The 20,681-nt window shown below is 67.1% G+C and carries 26 protein-coding genes; 25 read left to right on the top strand and 1 reads right to left on the bottom strand.

Annotated elements, in window-relative coordinates; all coding sequences use genetic code 11:
* Nucleotides 1–174: 174 nt before the first annotated feature.
* From J2S57_RS26090 to J2S57_RS25970, 25 genes are all read left to right on the top strand, one after another.
* The gene (locus J2S57_RS26090) at nt 175–621 is read left to right on the top strand and encodes a hypothetical protein (protein ID WP_307247677.1); all 447 of its coding nucleotides are present in this window, start codon (nt 175–177) and stop codon (nt 619–621) included.
* A 17-nt stretch (nt 622–638) separates the two neighbouring features.
* A complete protein-coding gene (locus tag J2S57_RS26085) occupies nt 639–2,282 on the top strand; it encodes a terminase large subunit domain-containing protein (protein ID WP_307247676.1) in 1,644 nt (547 codons plus the stop codon).
* Between the two features lie 13 nt (nt 2,283–2,295).
* The gene (locus tag J2S57_RS26080) at nt 2,296–3,807 is read left to right on the top strand and encodes a phage portal protein (RefSeq protein WP_307247675.1); all 1,512 of its coding nucleotides are present in this window, start codon (nt 2,296–2,298) and stop codon (nt 3,805–3,807) included.
* A gap of 97 nt (nt 3,808–3,904) precedes the next feature.
* Nucleotides 3,905–4,672, top strand: coding sequence for a hypothetical protein (locus tag J2S57_RS26075; RefSeq protein ID WP_307247674.1), 768 nt, complete (start codon nt 3,905–3,907; stop codon nt 4,670–4,672).
* Nucleotides 4,669–4,869: a ribosomal-processing cysteine protease Prp gene (locus J2S57_RS26070; protein WP_307247668.1), complete on the top strand. Its 201-nt coding sequence runs from the start codon at nt 4,669–4,671 to the stop codon at nt 4,867–4,869. The genes J2S57_RS26075 and J2S57_RS26070 overlap by 4 nt, the downstream gene beginning before the upstream one ends.
* A 1-nt stretch (nt 4,870) precedes the next feature.
* The gene (locus J2S57_RS26065; RefSeq protein WP_307247666.1) at nt 4,871–6,241 is read left to right on the top strand and encodes a major capsid protein; all 1,371 of its coding nucleotides are present in this window, start codon (nt 4,871–4,873) and stop codon (nt 6,239–6,241) included.
* A 92-nt stretch (nt 6,242–6,333) separates the two neighbouring features.
* Complete coding sequence (locus J2S57_RS26060; RefSeq protein WP_307247664.1) at nt 6,334–7,155, top strand: hypothetical protein; 822 nt, start codon at nt 6,334–6,336, stop codon at nt 7,153–7,155.
* 5 nt (nt 7,156–7,160) lie between these two features.
* Nucleotides 7,161–7,799 (top strand): hypothetical protein, encoded by a 639-nt coding sequence (locus tag J2S57_RS26055; protein WP_307247662.1) that lies wholly within the window; start codon nt 7,161–7,163, stop codon nt 7,797–7,799.
* Nucleotides 7,799–8,218, top strand: coding sequence for a hypothetical protein (locus J2S57_RS26050; protein WP_307247660.1), 420 nt, complete (start codon nt 7,799–7,801; stop codon nt 8,216–8,218). Before J2S57_RS26055 ends, J2S57_RS26050 begins: the two co-directional genes overlap by 1 nt.
* The gene (locus J2S57_RS26045) at nt 8,215–8,661 is read left to right on the top strand and encodes a hypothetical protein (protein ID WP_307247658.1); all 447 of its coding nucleotides are present in this window, start codon (nt 8,215–8,217) and stop codon (nt 8,659–8,661) included. Before J2S57_RS26050 ends, J2S57_RS26045 begins: the two co-directional genes overlap by 4 nt.
* A gap of 1 nt (nt 8,662) precedes the next feature.
* Nucleotides 8,663–9,253 carry a hypothetical protein gene (locus J2S57_RS26040; RefSeq protein WP_307247654.1) on the top strand — a complete coding sequence of 197 codons (591 nt, stop codon included), beginning with the start codon at nt 8,663–8,665 and terminating at the stop codon, nt 9,251–9,253.
* A complete protein-coding gene (locus tag J2S57_RS26035; RefSeq protein WP_307247652.1) occupies nt 9,253–9,432 on the top strand; it encodes a hypothetical protein in 180 nt (59 codons plus the stop codon). Before J2S57_RS26040 ends, J2S57_RS26035 begins: the two co-directional genes overlap by 1 nt.
* A gap of 1 nt (nt 9,433) precedes the next feature.
* Nucleotides 9,434–10,909: a phage tail sheath subtilisin-like domain-containing protein gene (locus J2S57_RS26030; RefSeq protein WP_307247650.1), complete on the top strand. Its 1,476-nt coding sequence runs from the start codon at nt 9,434–9,436 to the stop codon at nt 10,907–10,909.
* Between the two features lie 13 nt (nt 10,910–10,922).
* A complete protein-coding gene (locus J2S57_RS26025) occupies nt 10,923–11,357 on the top strand; it encodes a hypothetical protein (protein WP_307247648.1) in 435 nt (144 codons plus the stop codon).
* Nucleotides 11,358–11,467: 110 nt separating this feature from the next.
* Complete coding sequence (locus tag J2S57_RS26020; protein ID WP_307247646.1) at nt 11,468–11,824, top strand: hypothetical protein; 357 nt, start codon at nt 11,468–11,470, stop codon at nt 11,822–11,824.
* Between the two features lie 56 nt (nt 11,825–11,880).
* Entirely contained in the window at nt 11,881–12,042 is a 162-nt protein-coding gene (locus J2S57_RS26015) for a hypothetical protein (RefSeq protein ID WP_307247644.1), read from the top strand.
* 23 nt (nt 12,043–12,065) lie between these two features.
* Nucleotides 12,066–14,309 (top strand): phage tail tape measure protein, encoded by a 2,244-nt coding sequence (locus J2S57_RS26010; protein WP_307247642.1) that lies wholly within the window; start codon nt 12,066–12,068, stop codon nt 14,307–14,309.
* Nucleotides 14,310–14,327: 18 nt separating this feature from the next.
* Nucleotides 14,328–15,026: a LysM peptidoglycan-binding domain-containing protein gene (locus J2S57_RS26005; RefSeq protein WP_307247640.1), complete on the top strand. Its 699-nt coding sequence runs from the start codon at nt 14,328–14,330 to the stop codon at nt 15,024–15,026.
* A complete protein-coding gene (locus J2S57_RS26000) occupies nt 15,026–16,450 on the top strand; it encodes a C40 family peptidase (protein ID WP_307247639.1) in 1,425 nt (474 codons plus the stop codon). The genes J2S57_RS26005 and J2S57_RS26000 overlap by 1 nt, the downstream gene beginning before the upstream one ends.
* Complete coding sequence (locus J2S57_RS25995) at nt 16,450–16,746, top strand: hypothetical protein (protein ID WP_307247637.1); 297 nt, start codon at nt 16,450–16,452, stop codon at nt 16,744–16,746. The genes J2S57_RS26000 and J2S57_RS25995 overlap by 1 nt, the downstream gene beginning before the upstream one ends.
* 3 nt (nt 16,747–16,749) lie before the next feature.
* The gene (locus J2S57_RS25990; RefSeq protein WP_307247635.1) at nt 16,750–17,088 is read left to right on the top strand and encodes a GPW/gp25 family protein; all 339 of its coding nucleotides are present in this window, start codon (nt 16,750–16,752) and stop codon (nt 17,086–17,088) included.
* The gene (locus tag J2S57_RS25985) at nt 17,085–18,230 is read left to right on the top strand and encodes a baseplate J/gp47 family protein (RefSeq protein WP_307247632.1); all 1,146 of its coding nucleotides are present in this window, start codon (nt 17,085–17,087) and stop codon (nt 18,228–18,230) included. The genes J2S57_RS25990 and J2S57_RS25985 overlap by 4 nt, the downstream gene beginning before the upstream one ends.
* Nucleotide 18,231: 1 nt before the next feature.
* Nucleotides 18,232–18,879 carry a phage tail protein gene (locus J2S57_RS25980; RefSeq protein WP_307247630.1) on the top strand — a complete coding sequence of 216 codons (648 nt, stop codon included), beginning with the start codon at nt 18,232–18,234 and terminating at the stop codon, nt 18,877–18,879.
* Nucleotides 18,880–18,907: 28 nt separating this feature from the next.
* Complete coding sequence (locus tag J2S57_RS25975; protein WP_307247628.1) at nt 18,908–19,759, top strand: hypothetical protein; 852 nt, start codon at nt 18,908–18,910, stop codon at nt 19,757–19,759.
* Between the two features lie 49 nt (nt 19,760–19,808).
* Nucleotides 19,809–20,240, top strand: coding sequence for a hypothetical protein (locus J2S57_RS25970; RefSeq protein ID WP_307247626.1), 432 nt, complete (start codon nt 19,809–19,811; stop codon nt 20,238–20,240).
* On the opposite strand, the gene J2S57_RS25965 is transcribed toward J2S57_RS25970, so the two are convergent.
* Nucleotides 20,207–20,521 (bottom strand): hypothetical protein, encoded by a 315-nt coding sequence (locus J2S57_RS25965; RefSeq protein WP_307247624.1) that lies wholly within the window; start codon nt 20,519–20,521, stop codon nt 20,207–20,209. The two genes, J2S57_RS25970 and J2S57_RS25965, sit on opposite strands and share 34 nt — an antisense overlap.
* Nucleotides 20,522–20,681: the final 160 nt, after the last annotated feature.

Genomic DNA, 20,681 nt, shown 5'->3' with positions numbered 1-20,681 from the left:
CGGCGCCCGAGGAACCCAGGGGGGATGTCCCCACTCCCCCCACCCCTCGGGGCACCGTCGGCTAGGTAGCTCGCGGTCCAGAGCACCTGAAATGTTTCCTGTTCAACTGTCTGCCTGGTGGGCGCGATGCCTGTCGGGTCTCGTTCGTGGCGCGATGCCGCGGAGGGGGTTGTGATGACTGAAGCTCCTGCTGGCTTCCTGATGGATGTGCCGGCTCGTCTGGGCCGTCGTGGTGCCGCGCTGTGGGTGGCGGTTACGGGTGGCGTGGACATGCGCGGCAAGCCGGCCGAGGTTGAGATTCTGCTTGAGGCATGCCGTTGCGCGGATCGCCTGGAGAAGCTCGACGAGCTGCTTTCGGGCGATGTGGAGACGTGGGCGCGCGTGGAGCTTCCGCGTGATGACGGTGACGCGTTGCTGTTGGTGGTGTCGAGCGCGTTGGGTGAGGCGCGGCAGCAGCAGAACTTGCTGAAGCAGTTGCTGGCGGCGTTGAGGCTGCCGGATGAGGTTGGGAATGTGCCTCAGCGTCGCGGTACGCCTCGGGGCGCGCATCAGCCGAAGGGTGCCGGGTCTGGGCGTGCGACGGTGACTGCACTGGATCGCGCTCGCGCTCGCGGCGCTTGAGTCTCGGGTAGGTCCGGGTGCCTTGGGCTGGGCCGCAGTTCGAGGGGCATGCCTGCTCGGTCGGTTACGAGGTCATCGACGCCATTGAGGCGTTCATGTGCCACGGCGAGGGCGATATTCAGGGCCGGCCTGCGCAGGTCGACGACGAGATGGCTGACCATATCGTCGAGTGCTACCGGATTGACCCGTTCACGGGGCGTCGGGTGTTCAACGAGGCTGTCTTGTCTCGGCCTAAGGGTCGGGCGAAGTCGGAGATCGCCGCGTGGGTTGCGGTCGCTGAGGCGTTTTTCCCGGTGCGGTTCGACGGATGGAACGCTGAGGGGCAGCCGGTAGCCCGGCCCGTGGTCTCGCCGCTGATCAAGTGCATGGCCACGGAAGAAGGCCAGGCCGGGAACACTTTCAAGACGATCGCTTTCATCGCGGGCGAGTGGGGTAAGGACAACTTCCCCGAGATCTATGCCGGCGCGACGGGCACCCGGCAGTACCAGTCAGCTTCGGCGATCTACTTGCCGCACGGTGGTGAGATCAGGGCCTCGACCTCGGGTGCGGCGTCGAAGGACGGCGGCCTCGAGTCGCACGTGGTGTTCGATGAGACGCACCTGTACGTCACGGCTGAGCTCCGCGAGATGTACGCGACGATCGCCCGTAACCTCGGGAAGCGCTTCGACGCGGACCCGTGGATTCACCAGACGTCGACCGCTTACAAGCCTGGTGAGCAGTCGGTTTTCGAGGCGACCCTGACGGCCTGGCGGAAGAAGACGCTCTCGCCGGCGGTGTTCGTGAATCACCGTGAGGCGAAGGGCCGCATCGACCTCAAGGACGAGAAGCACACGAAGGCCCAGCTGCGGCAGGTTTATGGTGCTGCGGCGTCGCGGATCGACATGGACCGCAAGTTCCGGGACATGCACGACACGCGGATCTGCCCGGATGTCGCGACTGCAGTCCGCTACTTCCTGAACCGGCCAATGTCGGGGAAGGACGTGTGGCTGGGCACGGACATCATCGAGCGGCAGGCGCTCGCGTTGTGGGTGTCGCCGTCGGCCGACCTGCTAGAGCCGAAGCCTGGTTTCGAGGCGCTAGAACCGGGCACCGCGCTCACGGTGGGGTTTGACGGCAGCCTGAACGACGACTCGACGGTCCTGATCGGGTCGCGCATGTCGGACGGGTTCATCTTTCCGATCGGGATCTGGGAGAAGCCCGAAGGCCTTGAGGGTGCCTGGTGGGAGGTTCCTCGGTCCGAGGTGCTCGGCGCGATGCGCGCGGCCTTTGGTCGCTACGAGATCGTCCGCATGTACGGAGACCCGCACGAATGGCGCACCGACTTGGAGTCGATCGCCTCGGAGTTCGGCGAGAAGCGGGTCATTCTCTGGGCGACCTCGCGAGATGTGCAGATGGCCGCGGCGCTTGAGCGCCTGCGCACTGATCTGGTCAAGGAAGAAGTTCTGCACTCGGGTGACTCGCTGATGAGTGAGCACTTCGGGAACACGTACGTGCGGATGCGGGGCAAGCTGCGGCTGGTCCGTAAGGAGAACGAGCACTCGGACCGGAAGATCGACTCGACGGTCGGTGCCGCGCTCGCTTATGAGGCCCGGGCCGATGCGCTCGCTGCCGGCTGGAAACCGACGCAGCTGGTTCGGAAGTCGAAGACCATCGTGATGTGACCGGAGGTGCCTGTTGTCGCTGGTCACTCTCCCGGTCGAGTCTCGAATTCTTGACGATGCGATGCCTCTGGTGCGTCAGCTCGACGCGGCTCACTTGGATGAGCTGCTCGAGTTGGCTCTGCTGGATGACCATTACAACGGCGAACAGCCGCTGTCGTACATGGCCCCCGAGCTGATCATGGAGCTGGGTGACCGTCTGCAGCAGGTGGTGCTGCATTGGCCGGACCTGGTGACGAGCAGCGTCGAGGACCGCCTGAATGTCGACGGGTTCCAGCTGGGCGACGGCGCGTACAGCGAGGATCTGTGGAGCATCTGGCAGGGCAACGGCCTGGACCTGAGCTCTCATCAGGCCCAGGTTGATGCGTTGGTGATGCGCCGCAGCTTCATGATCGTGGGGCAGCGGACCGCGGCTGACCTGGATCCGTCGTCCGGGGTCGGTGTTGAGGTTCCGCTGATCACGGTGGAGTCGCCGCTGGCGATGCACTGCATCCTGGATCCTCGTACGCGACGGGTGTCTTCGGCGGCGAAGTGGTGGACGGGCGTCGGGGATCAGGGCCAGGACGAGAGTCACGTGACCCTGTACACGCGCAACGCGACGACGTACCTCGTACACCGCGCGGCGACGAACTCACGTCCGGGTGGCTGGGTGATCGACGATCACAACTCGCCGGGCTACGACGAGCACAAGCTCGGCGTGGTGAACGTCGTTCCTCTGATCAACCGACCCCGTACTGGCTCTGGCCGCCGCGAACCGAGTCTGCGGGGTTCGGTCGCATCGAAGACTTTGGGCATGTCGGAGCTGTCTCCGATCCTTCCGTTGTCGGATGCGGCGTGCAAGATCGCCACGGACATGATGTCGGGCGCCGAGTTTCATGCTCTGCCTCGCCGTTGGGCTACGGGCGTGGATGCATCTGACTTCGTTGACCGCTCCGGCAATCAGAAATCGGCCCTGTCTCGGATCATCGGCCGACTGTGGGCGAACAGCGACAAGGACGTGAAGTTCGGCCAGTTCCCCGAGGCGCAGCTCAGCAACTTTCACGAGACGATCCGGCTGCTGGCGGATCTGACGGCGTCGATCGCTGGACTGCCCGCGCACTACATGGGATCCCGGGCCGACAATCCAAGCTCTGCTGACGCGATTCGCTCCGGTGAGTCCCGGCTGGTGACGCGGGTTGAGCGGAAGCAGCGGATGTTCGGTGAGTCCTACGAGCAGGTGCTGAGGATCGCGCTGCTCATCCGCGACGGGCGTCTGCCTGAGGGTGCGTCGGCCATGGAAACGAAGTGGCGGGACGCTGGCACTCCGACCGTGGCTCAGGCCGCGGACGCCGTGGTCAAGAAGCGCGCCGACCGGACGATTTCGCAGCGGCAGGCGTGGGATGACCTCGGCTACTCGGCGGCGCAGCAGGCCCGAATGAAGGCTGAGCTCGCGCAGGAGGCCGAAGAGGATGCCCGGCGAGCCCGGCTCGCGGCAACCCCTGCTGCCCCTGAGGCGCCCAATTCCGGGCTGATCCTGCCCGCTGCCTGATTCCCCTGCCTGCACGCGATGTGCGGGCGGGTGCACCACCTCACCGAACCGGGTGCGCGCGATGCGGCCCGGTGTTCACCATGCGAGGAGAGCCGCGATGGCCCCCACCGCCCTGATCCACCTCAAGAGCCGCGCGCTGAGGTCGCATCCGATCCGGATGCAGCTGACCGCACACGACACCGACTCCGCCCCGGAGACCACCGGAGATCCCGAATCGACACCGGTCCCCAATCCCGCCGGGTCGAAGCTGGCGGCCCCAGCTCCCGCGAAGGAGCCGGAAAGCAAGCCGGTCCCGGAGCCCCGAAAGCCTGCCGATGACGGCAACCTCGGGGACGCCGGCCAGAAGGCTCTGACCACCGAGCGGGAGGCCCGCAAGGCCGCCGAGCGGGAGGCCCGAGAGGCCAAGGCCGCTCGCGAGGCAGCAGAGAAGAAGGTTCAAGAGTTCGAGGACGCGAAGAAATCTGAGCTCGAGAAGGCTCAGGCCGCGGCAGAGCGTGCGGCGGAGCGCGAGCTGAAGGCCAATCGCCGCGCAGTGTCTTCGGATCTGCGGTCGGCTGCGATTCAGGCCGAGGCTGCGGACCCCAGCATCGTCGTCGACCTGCTGTCCCGGAACCTCGACGTGTACCTGACGGACGGCGGCGTCGACACGGACGCCATCGAGAAGGCGGTCGCCGATCTGCTCGAGGCGAAGCCGCTGCTGAAGAAGGCCGCCCCGGCGCCTGCTACACCGCCTGCCCCGCCGAAGCCCGCCCCGGATCCCAGTCAAGGCAATCAGCCGGGGCCGCGCCCGAAGGACTTCATGAAGGCGTCGGACGACGAGGTGAACGACGAGCTTGCCTCGATGGGTATCCGCCGCCGCCGATGATCGCGATTCATGCGCTTCTCCGCGAAGGGGTTACGCACATCGAGGTCACCGGCCACGAACGCGGGCCGGGCCAGGTCGGTGATGAGGGGCGCGTCTGCGCTGCTGTCACCGCGATCACCCGCACCGCAACCCTCGGTCTCCTTGCGGTGGCTGAGGAGTACCCGGACCTCGTGTCCATCAACCTCACTGAGGAGTGACATGACCACCATGACCGCCCGGACGGGCCGCCACACCGGGCGGCACGGTTCGATCAAGCTTCGCGATGTCGCGCGCGACGGCAAGGTGCAGATGCGCCTGAACGCGCACGACATCGCGTCGGCCCTGCCTGCCGCGATCCAGGGCATCGTTCAGAAGGGGCTGCTGCAGCGTGTTTTCCGTGACGCACTGACCCCTGAGTGGATCTTCCCGACGATCGCGGACACTGAGCCGTGGGTCGGGAACATCGGCGACGAGAAGATCTGGACCCGTAAGGGTCTGATGACGCCGACGCCGACGCCGATCACCCCCGGGTCGGACGTCACCGCCGCGTCGTACAGCCTCGAGCAGTGGACCGCGACCCTGGATCAGTGGGGCCGCTCGATCGACACGAACATGCTGGCCTCGGCGGTCGCGCTGGGCTCCAAGTATGTCGAGGACGTCGAGCAGCTCGGTGTGCACGCGGCGCAGTCGATGTCGCAGGCCGCCCGGAACGCGCTGTGGGCACCGTACTCCGGTGGACGCACTCACGTGACGGCGGGCGCTACGTCGACCACCATCGCCGTCGCCAACACCCAGGGCTTCGGCTTCACTTCGGTGAACGGCCGGCTGACCGCGGTCAGCGCGGGCAACCCGCTGACCGTCACGGTGAACGGCGTCGCAAACACCGTCACCGGCACGTCCACCGCGTCGGGACCGGGCACTCTGACTCTCGGCACGTCGGTGACTGTGACGAACGGCCAGGCCGTGATCGCCGCGAACGCCCCTCAGGTCGTTCAGCCCACGGGCACGAACGCCTACGACCTGGGCGCGAACAACATCGCGACCCTGACCCTGTTCCGGGCCGCTGCGACCAGGCTCGCGAAGATGAACGTCCCCCGGATCAACGGTGGCTACACCGCCTTCGTCACCGAGGACACCATCAATGAGCTGTGGCTCGACCCGGACTGGAAGCAGGCAACGCAGGGCCTGGCCGAGTCCCCGGTCTGGCGTGAGCGGTCTTTCGGCCGGGTCAACGGCATCGATTTCGTCGTGAACAACGAGACCCCGATGACGCTGGGCGGCTCGGGCGGGACGCTGCCCGTGAACAACTGCCTGATGGTCGGTGGCGGCGCGCTGGTCTGGTCGCCGCTGCAGGGCCTCGCGGAGCTGCTGCGCGGTACGGGCGTCGAGTCCGTGCCGAGCATCAGCATGGTGCAGCCGTCCCCCGGCGTGGAGGTGGCCCTGATCGTGCGCCCGCCGCAGGACCGTCTGCAGCAGCAGGTCTCGACATCGTGGACCACTGTGGGTGGCTTCGGCGTCCCGACGGACCTGCTGAACGCCTCGGGCGACACCTCGCTCTACAAGCGAGCCGTCCTGATCCGTCACGCGTAGGGCGTCATCTCAGCCCCCTGGCTCGCCGTTTCTCCCTGGTCCGGCGAGCCAGGGTCCGCACTTTCGTCTTGCATCCTTGAAGGAGGCCCATCGTGGCCGTTCGTGTGAAGCGCGACGCGCGCATCTACCATTCTCCGTCCTGCACGTTCCACGACCTCGAAGCTGGCCAGATCGTTGAGGGCGACCTCGCGAACTACCTCGAACAGAACGCCGGCGAGATCGTCGAGCCGCATGGTGACGGCCCGACGCTGGCCGAGGGGGAGACCGGCCCGGGCCACCAGACCGGGATCGGAACCGATCCCGTCCTGACCGCGGACGCTTACACGTCCCCGCTGTCGTACGAGAACGCCCTGCAGCGGGCCGGCGCCGCGACTTTCTCCCCTGACGAGTCCCTGCCGCCGGGCACTCCGGACCCGGTGCAGCTCGCCCAGGACGGCCGGTCGGCGATGGCCACGACGGTTCCCGTGACGGTCGAGGTTGACCCGAATGCTGTCGGCGTCCCGGGCGCCGGGAATCCGGTCCGGGCTCGCACGCAGGTCGAGGGCCGTCAGCCGTCCGGGTCGAACATCGTCTCGGAGAACGGCTCGTCCGACGGCGCCGGCGTGGTTGTGGTGCCGATGGAGGCGCAGAGCTCGGTGCTGGTCGAGCCCGTCACGGGCGCGACGGTCTCCCAGTCGGCTCCGCTGATCGAGGGAGCCGCGACGCCTGCCACCGCCGTTGACGGCGAGCAGACTGGCGGGGCTGAGTCCGCGGGTGTCGAGGTCGACTCCCCGGCCGCGTTCGACCCGGCTGAGCATTCGGGCCCTCAGGTGATCCAGTACGCGAAGGACCATCCGGAGCAGCGCGAGCGTCTGCTGCAGGCCGAGCGTGACGGCAAGTCCCGCTCGACGGTCCTGTCCGCGCTGGCGGACTGACTCCCATGCCTCCCCTCGTCCTGGCGACGGTCGATGACGTGCGTGCCGCACTGCAGGACCCGGGCCTGGACGAGGCGGAGGCGCGGGCCGCTATCGACCGGGTCACGGACCGGATCGCCGGACTGTTGCCTCCGGGAGTGCTCGACTTCGTTGAGCACGACACGATCGAGCTGCGTGGTGGCGGATCTCGAGAGTTACGCCTGCCCGGACCCGTTTTCGTGGACGACGATCATCCGATCACCGTGCAAGAGATCGGGTGGGGCGGCCTGCCGTACGGGGTGAGCCCGGACAACGGCTGGTTCCGCCGCGGTGACGTGCTGATGCGCTCGTCGATGGCGGGTTCCTCGTCCTGGGGTGCCGGCTGGTCGGGTCTGCCGTTCTGGGGTGAGCGGGTGTTGGTCACCTATTCACACGGGTATCGCGAGGTGCCGGCCGGGCTGAAGGGCGTCCTTCTGGATGCCGTCCAGTCCATCATGATCAACCCGCAGGGGCTGCGGTCGGAGACGGTCGGGCAGATGACGTCCGTGTGGGCGATCGAGTCCGTCGGGTCGGGCGCCGCAAGCACGACGGCGCTGAAAGCCGCACTCAGGGACCTCGGTCTCCTGCAGTCAGGTGCCTTCTCGATCGTGCCAGGCCCGGGCTGATGTTTCGGCAGTCGATCGTCGTCGTACGCGCCCCCGCGCTCGTCGAAGAGTCCGGAAGCGCCGCAGCCCAACGCGACTGGGGAAACGCCGTCCGCACTCCCTACGGCCAGTGCAACGTGCAGCCGCGCGTCACCGCCGAGACCGAAGGTGCGACTGGCATCTCCACAGCAGCCGAGTGGGTTCTGCACCGGCGGGGCATCCTGGACCTCCTGCCCACTGACCGGGTCGAGTACGACGGGATGACCCTTGAGGTCATCGGGGTCGCGAAGAAGTGGCCCCGCTCTTCGGGCGGATGGCATCACACGGAGGCCATCCTTTCGGTCCAATCACTGTTCGCCGGGTCGTCCGGTGTCGACGCGATCACTGCGGCCCGTAACGCGGCTTCGGGCGGCGCCTCTCGCAAGTGGAGTCCCGTATGACGCTCGAGCTGCGGATGGGCGTCGATGGCGTCGGTCGAGTCGAGGCGCGCTTCGATGACCTTGGAGACAAGGCCGCGAACCCTGGCCCGCTGTGGGAGCGCCTCTATGCTGGGTTCCTCGGGGCTGAGCGATCCCGTTTCGACACGCGCGGTTACGGTCACTGGCGGCCGATCCTCCCAGCCACCTCGCGGCGGAAGATCGCGCGCGGGCAGGATCCGCGCACTCTCCGGGCCACGGGCGCGCTGTATCGCTCGCTGACCAGCCGCGGTGCTCCCGGGTCGGTCTACCGGACAACCTCATCCTCGGTCATTTTCGGGTCGAGTCTCGACCAGGCCATCTACCAGCAGGGCGGCGAAGGTCGACGTGACCGGCCGGTGATCGTGCTGTCGCGGCGCATGAAGAAGCAGTTCGCGCAGACGATCGATGAGTGGATGAAGAGCTGACATGGCACTCCCCCAGCAGGGACCGTTCGGGCAGGTCATCACTGCGGGCATCGTGTGCAACGCACTGAAGGCCGTGCTGCTCGAGCACCTCGGGCAGGTCGTCGAGGTGCTCGCGGTCCGATCCGGTTTCGCCCCGGCGACGGTTCTCCCGCCGCTCGGGTACGGCGCGACCGTCGACCCCGAGGACATGGGCGATCGGCCGCTGGGTGTCGCGGTCGTCCCGGGGATCCAGGGGCAGCCGGTCAAGCATTCGGACGGCCTCTACGAGATGTCCTGGGACGCAGCCGCCGGCGTTGCTGTGTCCGCTCGCTCCGCCGACGAGGCGAAGGCCCTGGCTGAGGTCTACGCGGCGGCCGTCCGCGCATGCGTCTTGCAGCACGCGGGACTGAATGGGCTGGCGTCGTCGACTCGATGGGTTGACGAGCGCATTGAGGAGATCAACTGGAACCCGGGCGTTTCCGTCTGGGCAGCCACCGTGCAGTTCGTGATCGCGGTCGACGCCGCCGTAGACGGCTACGCCACAGCGAGCCCCAGCCCCGTCGTGGAGCGCTACCAGATCACCGTGCAGAACCGGGATTTTGAGGAGAGCTAGTGGCATCACCGAGAGGCCCGGTCCTGACCGAGGTCATCAACGTCAGCACGGTCCCGAGGGACCTTTCCACGGGCCGCGTGATCGCGCCCGGGGAGAAGGCAACGATCATCCTGACCGAGCACGAGCAGGCCCTTGTCGACTCCGGGGCGCTCGCGATGGTCCCGGCGAAGGAGGCGTGACATGGCCGCACCGGGTACATCCGTCACGTCGTCCGCGATCTCCGGGATCGGAGACGATGGGCAGGATCTCGGCACGTGGTTTGTCGCCGGGATCACCGAGCTCGGGCCGACCACGGTCAGCACTGGACGGCCGATCTACAGCCTCTCCGATTTCGTCGCGCAGTATGGTGCGCGTGTCCCGTACGGCACCCTGTACGACGCCGTGGATGCGTTCTTCCGGGTGGGCGGCGCACAGCTGCGCGTGGCCCGCGTGGTCGGTCCTGCGGCGACGTTCTCCAGCCTGACCCTGAATGACCGTGCGGGCAGTCCGCTGCCGACGCTGACCGTGAAGCCGAAGGGGCCCGGGTCGTACGGGTCGCGCATCACCGTGCAGGTCCTCGCCGGGTCGGTGTCGGGCACCTACGTCCTGGTCATCTATCTCGACGGCGCCCCGGTCGAGCAGTCCCCCGACCTGTCGTCCCCCACTGCCGCCGTCGAGTGGTCGCAGAACACGTCGATGTGGGTGACCATCACCGACGCCGGTTCGACGTCGACCGCGCCGTCCAACTTGCCTGCCCTGGCCTCCGCCACGGCCCTGTCGGGCGGCTCGGATGACCGGGCCAGCATCACCGACGCCGAGTGGTCCGCGGCGCTGGCTCGTTTCGGGCAGGCGTTCGGGCCGGGACTGGTGTCGATGCCTGGCCGGACAACCAGCGGCGCCCACGTCCAGGCCGTCAACCATGCCGCCGCTTTCAACCGTCAGGCGCTGCTCGACGGGCCTGCGGACGCCACACAGCTCACCCTGTCCGGCCTCGCGGCGACCGACCGCGCGAACGCCACTTTCGACGAGTACGGGGCCACTTTCGCTCCGTGGCTGAAGGTCCCCGGCGTCGCGACGGGCACGACGCGGGTGGTCCCACCGTCCAGCGTCGCCGCGGGCATCATCTCGCGGCAGGTCAAGACAGGCCTGGCGAACGTGCCCGCGGCCGGCGCGAACGGTGTCGCGACCTGGGTCATCGACGTCGCCCAGCAGGCGTTCACCGACATCGAGCGCGGCCTGCTCAACGACTCCGGCGTCAACATTTTCCGGCGCGTGACCGCGAACGGAGACGTCTCCCTGTACGGGTACAGGTCGCTCGACGGCACACCGGCCTGGCGGATGCTCAGTAATCAGCTCCTGCGGCTGAAGCTGACCGACGAGGCCGGCGCGATCGGCGAGCAGTTCGTTTTCGATCAGCTCGACGGGCGCGGTCACACGATCGCCGCTTTCAATGCCGCGCTCGCCGCCATGCTGCAGCTGCACTGGAGTGCCGGGGAGCTGTTCGGTGAGACCGCTGAGGAGGCGTTCCGGGTCGACACCGGGCCGGGTGTCAACACTCCGGAATCGCTCGCGGCGGGTGTTCTCCGGGCGACCCTGAGCTTGCGCATGAGCCCGTTCGCCGAGTTCGTCGAGATCCAGATCGTCAAGTACCCGATCACCGACTCCCTGGTGAACTGAGGAAGGTGCGGCCATGAGCAGGCAGGATCAGTGGCTCATCAGCGTGTACGTCGAGAGCGCCATCGGGTCGGGGAAACTCGTGAAGATCCCCGACCCGTTCGACAAGTGCTCCGGCGGCGATGTGACCGCGTCTGAGACGAAGTACCGCGAGGGCGGCATGCGCAGCGAGAGGGCTTACGGCGGGCCTGTCTCGGTCGGGAATGTCACTGTCGGGCGACGTTACGACTACGAGCGTGACCACGACTATGCACGCAAGCTCGCGTCACTGTGTGGGCGGGCGCGCATGTCGATCACCAAGCAGCCCCTGGGCGTCTCGGGTGATGCGGTAGGGAAGCCGCACGTGTACTCGGGGATCCTCATGACGGTCAACTACCCGGACGCGGATTCGTCGTCCACATCGATCAACATGCTAGAGCTCGTGTGCTCGACGGACGGAGTGCTGGGCTGATGCCTTCCCTTTTCGATGGGCTCAAGGCCCGACGTGAGCAGCTGCTCGCTGAGGCTGCGAGCGAGGATGTGCTGCTCCCGGGCTGGTCTTCGCCTCGGTTGGCGCTGCGCATGCATCCGCTGGAGCACGAGTTCCTGCGCAAGCAGAGCACCAAGATCTCCGTCGCGACGAAGGGTGCGAAAGCGCGCGTCGAGCTGGCGACATCGGCCGCGATCATCGCCGATGCGACCGACGCGGTGGTGATCGGTGAAGATGACGACGGCAGTGGCGTCCCGGCCGGGGAGATTGGCCTGAAGGACCCTGACTTCCTCGCCGGCCTGGACCTGGAGCCGGACGCGACGAACCTGTCCATCCTGCGGGCCCTCACCCTCGGGAAGGACGGTGTCATCCTGCAGCTGGCCGGGAAGGTCCACAAGCTCTCGGGGTACGCGGAGCTCGAGGCCGACGAGGACTTCGCGGGGGAATAGCCGGCGCCGCCGAGGTCGCGAATGCCGCGACGGCGCTACTGCTGGGCTGGGATCCGATGAGGTACCTCCGCGCCGATGGCGTGGATCGGATCATCGTTGATGCGGTGCTCGCCAAGGCCGTCGAGGCTGACGCTGAGCGTCGAAATCATGAGCTGACGGTGTTGGCGCACAACATTGGCACGCACGTCGCGAACAACCTCGCGAAGATCCTCGCTTGATCCTGCGGCGCCGGAGGTGATTCGTGGCTGACGACGTCACAATCGAAATTCGCCTCGCGCAGGTTGAGGCGTTCATCCGGGACTCGAAGCGCTCCGGGGCGGCGATCCGCGAGGTCGGCGAGGAAGTCGAGAAGGCCGACCGTCGCTCGCGTCTCGCTTCTGTGGCTGCCGGCGGTTTCGGTCTTCTGCGCCGAGCGCTGACGGACATCACTCGCGTGGCCACGGCGACAACGATCGCTGCCGGTGCTACTGCGGTGATCCTCGGGACGCAGGCTGTGAGTGCGGCCTCGGATCTCGGGGAGACGCTGCAGAAGACTGATCAGGTCTTCGGCAAGACGTCGGAATCGATGAAGAACTGGGGCAAGACGACCGCCGCGAGTCTCGGCATGTCGAAAAACGACGCCCTCAGCGCTGCCTCGAACTACGGCAACCTCTTCCTGAACTTGGGCGCGACCTCACGTGAGGCCGCGCTGATGAGCAAGCAGCTCGTCGTCACCGCCGCCGACCTGGCCAGCTTCAACAACGCCTCGCCGCAGGAGATGCTCGACGCGATGTCGTCGGCGCTGGCTGGCGAGTATGACCCGCTGCAGCGGTACGGTTTCGCCATTTCGGCTGCTGCCGTCGAGCAGAAGGCGATGGCGCTCGGGCTGGCGGACTCGAAGGAGAAGCTCTCGGCGGCCGACAAGGCGCAGGCGTCGTACAAGCTGATCCTCGAGCAGACAGGCAAGGCGCAGGGCGACTTCACCCGTAACGGTGAGGGTCTCGCGAACATGCAACGCAAGCTGGCCGCCCAGTGGGAGGACTTGAAGGGGCGTCTCGGCAAAGCGCTTCTGCCGGCCGTTCTTGCGGTCGTCAGGGCGCTGAATGATGAACTTCTGCCCTCTTTCAACGACTGGGTGAGCGACCATGGTCCTGCGGTCACCCGCTGGATCACGGGTTTCGTCACCGGGTCGGCGATACCGTTCGCTCGCTGGATCCTGGACACGGCGACGAAGAACGGGCCCAAGTTCATTTCGTGGCTCGGCGACATGCGCGACAAGGGCGTGGCCTTCCTCGGTTGGGTGGACCAGCTCACCGAGAAGTACGGGCCGAAGGTGGATGAGTTCTTCACCAACTTCGACGCTTCGATGGGCAGCGCGGGCGAGGGTTCCAGTTTTTCCGGCCTCGGCGCTTCACTCGAGAAGCTCGCCGAGTCGCTGGGTGCACTGGGGTCGGGTGCCGGCCAGGGCGTCGCCGACACGCTCAACGTGGCCGGCGTAGCTATGGGCTGGCTCGCCGACCACACGGGCCTGCTGGCGAAGATGATGCCCTATCTTGTCGTCGCGCTCATCGCATACAAGGGCGCGCAGGCTGCCAGTAACGCCATGAGCGTGTTCGCCGTGCCGCTGAAGATCGCCGAGATCATAGCCAACTCGCGGTTGGCAGCTTCTCAGCGCGCTCTCGCGACGAGCCTCAAGGCGAACACGACTGCGCTTAAGGCTTCGGCCGGCGCAACGGCCACTGACACGGCAGCGAAGAACACGGGCGTGGTTGCCTCGGTGCGTCACCGGGTCGCTACTGTCGCCAGTACGGTCGCGACGCGCGCTGCCGCCATCGCCACGCGCACCTGGGCGATAGCCATGCGGGTGCTGAACACTGTGATGCGGCTCAATCCGGTGGGCCTCATCGTCACCGGCGTCATCCTGCTGATCGGCGCCTTCGTGCTCGCCTACCGCCGCGTTGGCTGGTTCCGGGCTGGCGTGCAGGCATCCTTCAAGCTGGTGCTGGGCGCCGTGCGTGGCGTGTGGAACTGGATTCAGCGGACCTGGACGCGTATCGGCGATGTGCTCGCCAACCCGATCGACGCCGCCGTAGGCCTGGTTCAGACCTCCCTCGACGCCATCGGCTCCGGCTTTCGCAATCTGATCAACTTCGTCATTGGCCTGTGGAACGGCCTCGACCTCACCATCAAGATCCCTGGCTGGATGGGCAAGGTCCCGGGGTTCCCGGACGGCATCGCCGGGCAAAGCGTTGACCTGATCCCCGATATCCCCCTGCTCGCCAAGGGTGGGCGCGCTGTCGCCCCGGGTGTCGCGGTGATCGGCGAAGAAGGCCCCGAGTTGATCCAGATGCCTACTGGCGCTCAGGTCGTACCCCTGGATCCGTCCGTCAAGCGCGACTTGCGGCTGACGGACGACCGGCCGATCACGGTCCAGTTCGTGGTGGACAGGCGAGTTCTGGCTGAGCAGACGATCCGCGGGCGTGATGATCTGGCGGCCCGTCGTTGACGAGAGGGCGGTGACGCGATGCCTCTGGCTACCCCGAAGACGACGTCGCCGCTGTGCACGCTCGTGCGTGTCTCTGACAAGCGGATCGCGATGCGTGCGCGGTTTGGTCCGTCTCTGCCGAAAGTTCAGGACGGCTACGGCGGTTGGAAGATCATCGACCGGCCCCGTAAGAGGTCGATGACGGAGTGGCAGGGCCCGCAGCCGATGCGCGCGTCACTGCAGATGCTGTTCGACGGGTTCGCTGCGTCCCGGCTGGGGCAGTCTCAGGCCCAGTCGATCGCATACCTGGAGAGGCATTTCGCGCCGACGAACGGGGCTTTGGTTCCTCCCGCATTCCGGGTGCTGGGGGCTTGGCCGTTGGATGAGGCCATGCACTGGGTATGTGATGGCCTGCAGGTCGATGACGATACGGCGATGACGATCGTGCGCCGTTCGGATCGGGTGCCGCTGCGGACGCTGGTGACACTGAGTCTGCTGCAGTACGTCCCGGGCGACGTGATCATCAAGACGTCGGCGGCGAAACGGTCCAAGGAGAAGCAGGGTTCGGGGAGCAAGACCAAGATCTATGTCGTGAAGCAGGGCGACACGCTGGGGAAGATCGCGGCGAAGCAGCTCGGGTCCGCGAAGAGGGCGGCCGACATCAAGAAGCTGAACCCGAGCATCCGCGACCCGAAGCATCTCAAGGTCGGCCTGCGCCTGAAACTTCCGGCGTCCTGATGGCGAAGAAGACGCCTGTGGGCGCACTGGACCTCGGCCGGCTTGAGCTGAACGGGACGGACGCGAAGAAGACCCACGCATCGCTGGTGGGTGCACTGACAGCCCTGACGATGACCGAGACGATCACGGGTGCTTCGACGGTCGATCTCACTCTTGAGGATCCGGATCGGACGCTTCTGCGGTCGGGCCTGCTGACGCAACGATCGACGCTGGTGATCGACCGTGCCGCGTTCGAGCTCGCCGCGGTCCGCAAGACCGGCTCCACCGTCAGCATCGTGTTCGAGGATCTCGCGGTTGCGAAGCTGCGCCGGCAGGACAGTTTCAGGAAGGTCGCTCCCGGAGCGATGTCGAGGGCAGCGTTCATCGAGTCGCTCGTCCGCGCGGACGCCTCCTGGATCAAGGTCAGGACGACGCAGGGCCCGACCGCGAAGGTCGAACTGTCCCGTGGCACGGCGAAAAGCAACGATCAGGCGGGCGAGCCTGAGGACACGTGGACCGCAGCCGGGCGGATCATGGGCGAGATCCAGTGGCGGGTGTGGGCGTACCGGTCGACGCTGAATCTGTTGCCGGACACGTTCCTGAAGGCGCAGAGTCCGTACGTCCTGACGGAGGACTCGCAGGGCGTCGACGACATCGATATCGACTACGACGTGGGCAAGCCGACGGCGACTGCTTCCCTGACCGGCCGCGCGGGTTTCCGGAGCCTGGTGCCGGGCACTGCCGTGCAGCTCGAGGGCATGGGCCCGGGCGACCGCGTGTGGCTGGTCGAGTCGATCACGCGAAGTGCTTTCTCGCAGCAGGTCGGCGTGAACCTGATCCTGCCGCTGCCGACGCTTCCGGAGCCGATCGAGGTGCAGCGGGAAGAGGCGGCGACCAGCGGCGGCGGGGGCGGCGACGGTGAAGCCGGCGAAGACGGCTGGGATTCGATCAACCTGCCCGACGATCCCGACCTGTCCACGGGCACGAAATCGGCGGACCCGAAGGTCGAGAAGTTCGTTCAGACCGCCCTCGACCAGCGCGGCAAGCCTTACGACTGGGGCGCGTCCGGGCCTGGGAAGTTCGACTGCTCAGGCCTGGTGCAGTACTGCGCCGCGCGAGCTGGTTTCAGCGGGATCAGCAAGCCGACGTCGCACATGTACGACCTGTGCAAGGACCGGGGTCAGCTGATCTCCATCGAGGAGGCGTCGCGTACCCGGGGCGCCGTGCTGATCCGGGTCGGTGTCGGGCAGACGAATCACATCGCGATCAGCCTGGGGAACGGGAAGACGATGGAAGCGATGGGGTCCGCCTATGGCTGCAAGATCGGGAACATCGGTGACCGGTTCACGAACGGCGGCTTGTTGCCGGGCATGTTCAACGCCAGGACCGAGCCGCGCCGGTACCCGAAGCGTCCCGACGACGGCAACATCCCGATCGGATCCTGATGGGGCGCGGCGGGTTTGATCCTCTCGGGCCGGGCGTCATTCCCGGATCGACCACGGGCGACGGCTTCGATTCGGTCGAGGTCGGCCGCGTGAAGAAGACCACGGCGGCGGGCGCAACATTCGTGCTGCCCGGGTCGCCTGCGCACGCGTGGGGCCCGGCACGCTGGAGCCTGGGCGGGTACGACACCGCGCAGGACGCTCTCGATGACGGCTACGGGCCACGCGTCGGGGACACCTGCCTGGTCGCATACGCCGGATCGGACCATGAGCCGTGGATTCTCGCGTGGTGGAGGTGAGTCGTGGCTGACATCCCACATCTGGCGATCCCGCTGCGGCTTTCTCCTGCGGGCGCGTTCGCGGTGAACGAGGACGGCGACATCGACGACGTGACCCAGTGTGTGGCCGTGCTTCTGGACACGCCGGTTGGATCGAGGCTTGAGGTGCCCGAGTACGGGGTCGGCGATCTGACGTTCGTGATGAGCCGGGACGGTGCGCTGGAAACGGCGGGCGTCGAGACGGCGGTCGCGGAGTGGGAGCCTCGCGCTGAGGTCGACCTGGAATCGGTCGTGGGTGTTGCCGGTGACCGTGACGACGCGGAGACCCGCGCGGTGATCCTGGCGGGCGTGAGGCTGACATGAGCTTCGTGAACATTGATTTCACGGCCGACGCCGATCAGCTCGCCGACGATGCGGTCGCGTACCTGCAGTCCGTGATCCCGGGCTGGGAGCCCTCGGACGGTCACCTTGAGGTGTGGCTGATCGAAGCTCTGGCGCGCATGAACTCCGAGCTGGCCTACGCGGTGCGCGAGGTGCCGCCGCAGGTCTTCCGCGCTTTCGGGACGCAGATGCTCGGCATCAACCAGTCTGTCGGTCAGCGCGCGGCGGGTCTGTCGACGTGGGTGGTGGAATCCGACCAGGGATGGACGATCCCTGCGGGCACGCTGGTCGGGTATCGCACGTCCGGGGACTCGATGATCCTTCTCGAGACGGTGACTCAGGTCGATGTCCCGGCCGGCTCGACGAGCGCTTCGGGGGTCGCGGTCCGCGCGGTCGACGTGGGCCGGGCAGCGAATGGCATTGCCCCCGGTACGTCGCTGGAGCTGGTCGATTCGCTGAGCTACGTGACGTCGGCGACGGTGTCATCAGCAACGGACGGTGGCATCGACCCGGAGTCTGACGCCTCCTACCTTGACCGGCTGTCGGCCGAGGTGAAGCTGCTGGCGCCCCGACCGATCCTGGCGTCTGACTTCGCGGTTCTCGCTGCCCGGATCCCAGGGGTTCACAGAGGGCTGGGGATCAGCGGGTACGACCCGGAGGACGGCGCCGACACGCACGAGCGGATGGTGACAGTCGCGCTGGTCGCTGCTGACGGGACGCCCGTCGAGACGGCCACTCACCTCGCGGTCGTCGAATACCTGGACAGCCTGCGCGAGGTGAACTTTCAGGTCCACACGATAGACCCGACGTACGTCGTCGTGAACGTGGCGTACAGCGTGCACATCGCCAACGGGTATGTCGCGGAGGAAGTCATCGCTCGCGTCGACGACGCCCTGGCGGCCGTTCTGTCGCCGAGCGTCTGGGGCGGCGGCGACCTGTCTCCCGCGATCTGGTCCGCCGAAGCGAAGGTGGTCCGGTACTTCTCGCTGTCGAACGTGATCGCAGCCGAGAACGGCGTCGCCTGGGTCGGATCACTGACCTTGAATGGTGCCGCGGCGGACCTGACGTTGACGGGTATCGCTCCCCTGCCTCAGCCGGGGACGATGACAGGAACGGTGGCCTGACATGGCGCCTCCTCGCCCGGTCGTCTCGGACGTCGCCGAGGAACTGTACGAGGCCCTGGGCGCGCAGACTGTCGGCGACGAGCAGCGATGGATCCTGCTGCACCTGTGCCACGCGGTGACGCTCTCCCTGCAAGCCACGCAGGATCTCGCCGCGGATGTCGTCGACGAGGCCGGCGACATCGTCAGGCACGGCTGGTCGCCGCTGCTGGACGTGGACGCCGTGCCGTTGCCGTACCTGGGTTTCCTTGCGCAGCTCGTCGGCGTCGAGCTCGCCCCTGGCCTCGACGACGCCTCGCAGCGGCTGCGTGTCCGTTCGGCGCTCGGCTGGCAGCGCGGCACTCCGGCGTCGATTGTCGCGGCGGCGCAGCAGTGGCTGACGGGCGGCCGGCAGGTGCAGCTCACCGAGCGGCACCTGGGCTCGGCCTACCGGGTGCGCGTGCGCGTCTACGAGGCTGAGGCCACGGACGTCGCGCAGCTCAACCGGTCCATCCGGGCAGCCATCCCGGCGGGCGTGATCCCGACGGTTGATGTGCTGGCGGGCTGGACGATCGACGAGATGGAGACCGCGCTTTCGGGTCAGACCATCGCCGGGCTCGAGGCGGACACGACGTGGCCTACCGTCCGCGACTTCGAGTACCAGCTTCCGTGAGTCCAGTGGGCACTAGCGAGGGAGTCACGTGGACACGCTGACCCGTACCGGAATCGTCATCCCCGCGAATGACGGCACTGACAGTGTGACCGCGTACAGGCTGTCGCAGCGCTCGATCGGCAACAAGTTCGATTCTGCGGGAGTCCTTTACGGCCAAGGCCTGCTCTCGGCTCGACCTGCACCGGGTACGGCTGGTCGGATCTTCAAGCCGACCGATGCCGGGCTGCAGGGTGTCAGCTACTGGGATGACGGCACGGCGTGGGTCACGCACGGCGGCACGGAGCTACTGACCTGGGCGGCCCCCGGTGTGGAGGTGCCTGGTCTGACGGGTGTCCCCGTGTCAACGTCCGGGTCGGCGACTCTCGTGTCCGGGCCGACCTCCGGGCGGCGCATCGTGAAAAGCCTGACCGTGTCCGGGCCAGCGGGTTCGTCGCTGACGTTGACGCTGGCGGGCGTGACGGTCGCGAAGTTCTCGTTCACGGCATCGGCTCGGGGCAGTGAGTTCCCGGTGCTGATCCCGGTCGCGCCCGGGGAGACGCTGGCTGCTGTCGCTTCGGGCGGAACGGTCGGGGTGCTGGCCAGCTACGGCTACCGCAGTGATGCCGTTGTGACGCGCCTCGGCCTGGCTTCGGTGACGTCGAGCGCGACGCTGGTCGCGGCAACAGGCGCTGATCGGGTCGTGAATCAGCTGTGGGTGGCGAATTCCGGGACGGCGACAGCAACAGCATCGGTGACCTTCGCGGGGGTCGCCGTGCTGGCGTCGACTCCAATCCCGCCCGGTGGACTACTCACGCTGGATTTGCCGTACGGCCTGCCTTCTGGCCAGTCAGTGACGGCGGCCGGCTCATCCGCGCTCACGTTCATGGCTGCAGGCCACTGATTACCGGAGGTTGATGATGGGTTCTTGGCCCCCTGGTGGTGGTGGCGCTTTGACCGCTCGAGCCGACACCGTGTCGCAGCAGCTCGCCACCACGAACCTGAGCACGACGGGTAGCACGTTCACGCCGTGGGTGGCGCTGATTCCGTCGGTCGGCGCAGACCTCCTCCTGACGAGCGTCAGTGCCCTGTGTGCCGATTACGGCACGGCAGGCGACGCTGCACGGGATCGGAACGTATTCGTCGACGTCGGCGTGGGCGTTGCGGGCGCGGAGACGGCTGTCGCCTCTGTGGTGCTGAAGGCCGAGGTTCCGCCGTCCTTTCTGGGCCTGTTCATCCGTGAGGGTGTGAACCTGTCAATACCTCAGCGAGTTTCGGCCGGGCGCCGACTGTCGGTGCGGCTCCAATGTCCACCTCTCACCGCTCTCACCGGGTTCTCGATCACGGTCGGTTACGTGCCGACTTCGGCGATCGAAGGCCTGTAGGGCATGCTCATGGACGGCACGAAGAGCAGGGCCTGCATAGCGTGACGCCCGCCCCTGGCCCTCGCGTTGGCGGCACCGGCATCACGGATCCGGGCCTGTATGTGGATGTGACTCGGTCGGCGCTGGTTGATCAGCTTGGGCGTTTGCCGTCGATGGCTGATGTGCAGCGTGCGACCGCGATGATGGCTGCGCAGGTTGCGCAGCAGCTGGGCGAGGTCACTGAGGCGGTCATTGAGCGGCTTGCTGCCGATGTGGCCGCGCAGCTGATCCAGATCCGCCATGAGATCGCGGACGACGAGTCCGCGGTGACGATCGTGACCGGCCCGCGTGGTCCTCAGGGGCCGGCGGGTGACGTCGGCCCGCAGGGTGCGCAGGGCAGTCCAGGGGTCGACGGGCGAGACGGCGTCGGAATCCCCGGACCGCAGGGTGATCCCGGGCCGG

It is taken from the genome of Kineosporia succinea (assembly GCF_030811555.1).
GTDB lineage: Bacteria > Actinomycetota > Actinomycetes > Actinomycetales > Kineosporiaceae > Kineosporia > Kineosporia succinea.
This window is presented reverse-complemented; position numbering and strand designations above follow the sequence as displayed.

Coding starts and splice junctions, on each gene's coding strand:
- J2S57_RS26090 (WP_307247677.1), top strand. CDS start 175: ATGACTGAAGCTCCTGCTGGCTTCCTGATGGATGTGCCGGCTCGTCTG.
- J2S57_RS26075 (WP_307247674.1), top strand. CDS start 3,905: ATGGCCCCCACCGCCCTGATCCACCTCAAGAGCCGCGCGCTGAGGTCG.
- J2S57_RS26070 (WP_307247668.1), top strand. CDS start 4,669: ATGATCGCGATTCATGCGCTTCTCCGCGAAGGGGTTACGCACATCGAG.
- J2S57_RS26065 (WP_307247666.1), top strand. CDS start 4,871: ATGACCACCATGACCGCCCGGACGGGCCGCCACACCGGGCGGCACGGT.
- J2S57_RS26055 (WP_307247662.1), top strand. CDS start 7,161: ATGCCTCCCCTCGTCCTGGCGACGGTCGATGACGTGCGTGCCGCACTG.
- J2S57_RS26050 (WP_307247660.1), top strand. CDS start 7,799: ATGTTTCGGCAGTCGATCGTCGTCGTACGCGCCCCCGCGCTCGTCGAA.
- J2S57_RS26045 (WP_307247658.1), top strand. CDS start 8,215: ATGACGCTCGAGCTGCGGATGGGCGTCGATGGCGTCGGTCGAGTCGAG.
- J2S57_RS26040 (WP_307247654.1), top strand. CDS start 8,663: ATGGCACTCCCCCAGCAGGGACCGTTCGGGCAGGTCATCACTGCGGGC.
- J2S57_RS26030 (WP_307247650.1), top strand. CDS start 9,434: ATGGCCGCACCGGGTACATCCGTCACGTCGTCCGCGATCTCCGGGATC.
- J2S57_RS26025 (WP_307247648.1), top strand. CDS start 10,923: ATGAGCAGGCAGGATCAGTGGCTCATCAGCGTGTACGTCGAGAGCGCC.
- J2S57_RS26020 (WP_307247646.1), top strand. CDS start 11,468: ATGCATCCGCTGGAGCACGAGTTCCTGCGCAAGCAGAGCACCAAGATC.
- J2S57_RS26015 (WP_307247644.1), top strand. CDS start 11,881: ATGAGGTACCTCCGCGCCGATGGCGTGGATCGGATCATCGTTGATGCG.
- J2S57_RS26005 (WP_307247640.1), top strand. CDS start 14,328: ATGCCTCTGGCTACCCCGAAGACGACGTCGCCGCTGTGCACGCTCGTG.
- J2S57_RS26000 (WP_307247639.1), top strand. CDS start 15,026: ATGGCGAAGAAGACGCCTGTGGGCGCACTGGACCTCGGCCGGCTTGAG.
- J2S57_RS25995 (WP_307247637.1), top strand. CDS start 16,450: ATGGGGCGCGGCGGGTTTGATCCTCTCGGGCCGGGCGTCATTCCCGGA.
- J2S57_RS25985 (WP_307247632.1), top strand. CDS start 17,085: ATGAGCTTCGTGAACATTGATTTCACGGCCGACGCCGATCAGCTCGCC.
- J2S57_RS25980 (WP_307247630.1), top strand. CDS start 18,232: ATGGCGCCTCCTCGCCCGGTCGTCTCGGACGTCGCCGAGGAACTGTAC.
- J2S57_RS25965 (WP_307247624.1), bottom strand. CDS start 20,521: ATGGCGGATCTGGATCAGCTGCGCGGCCACATCGGCAGCAAGCCGCTC.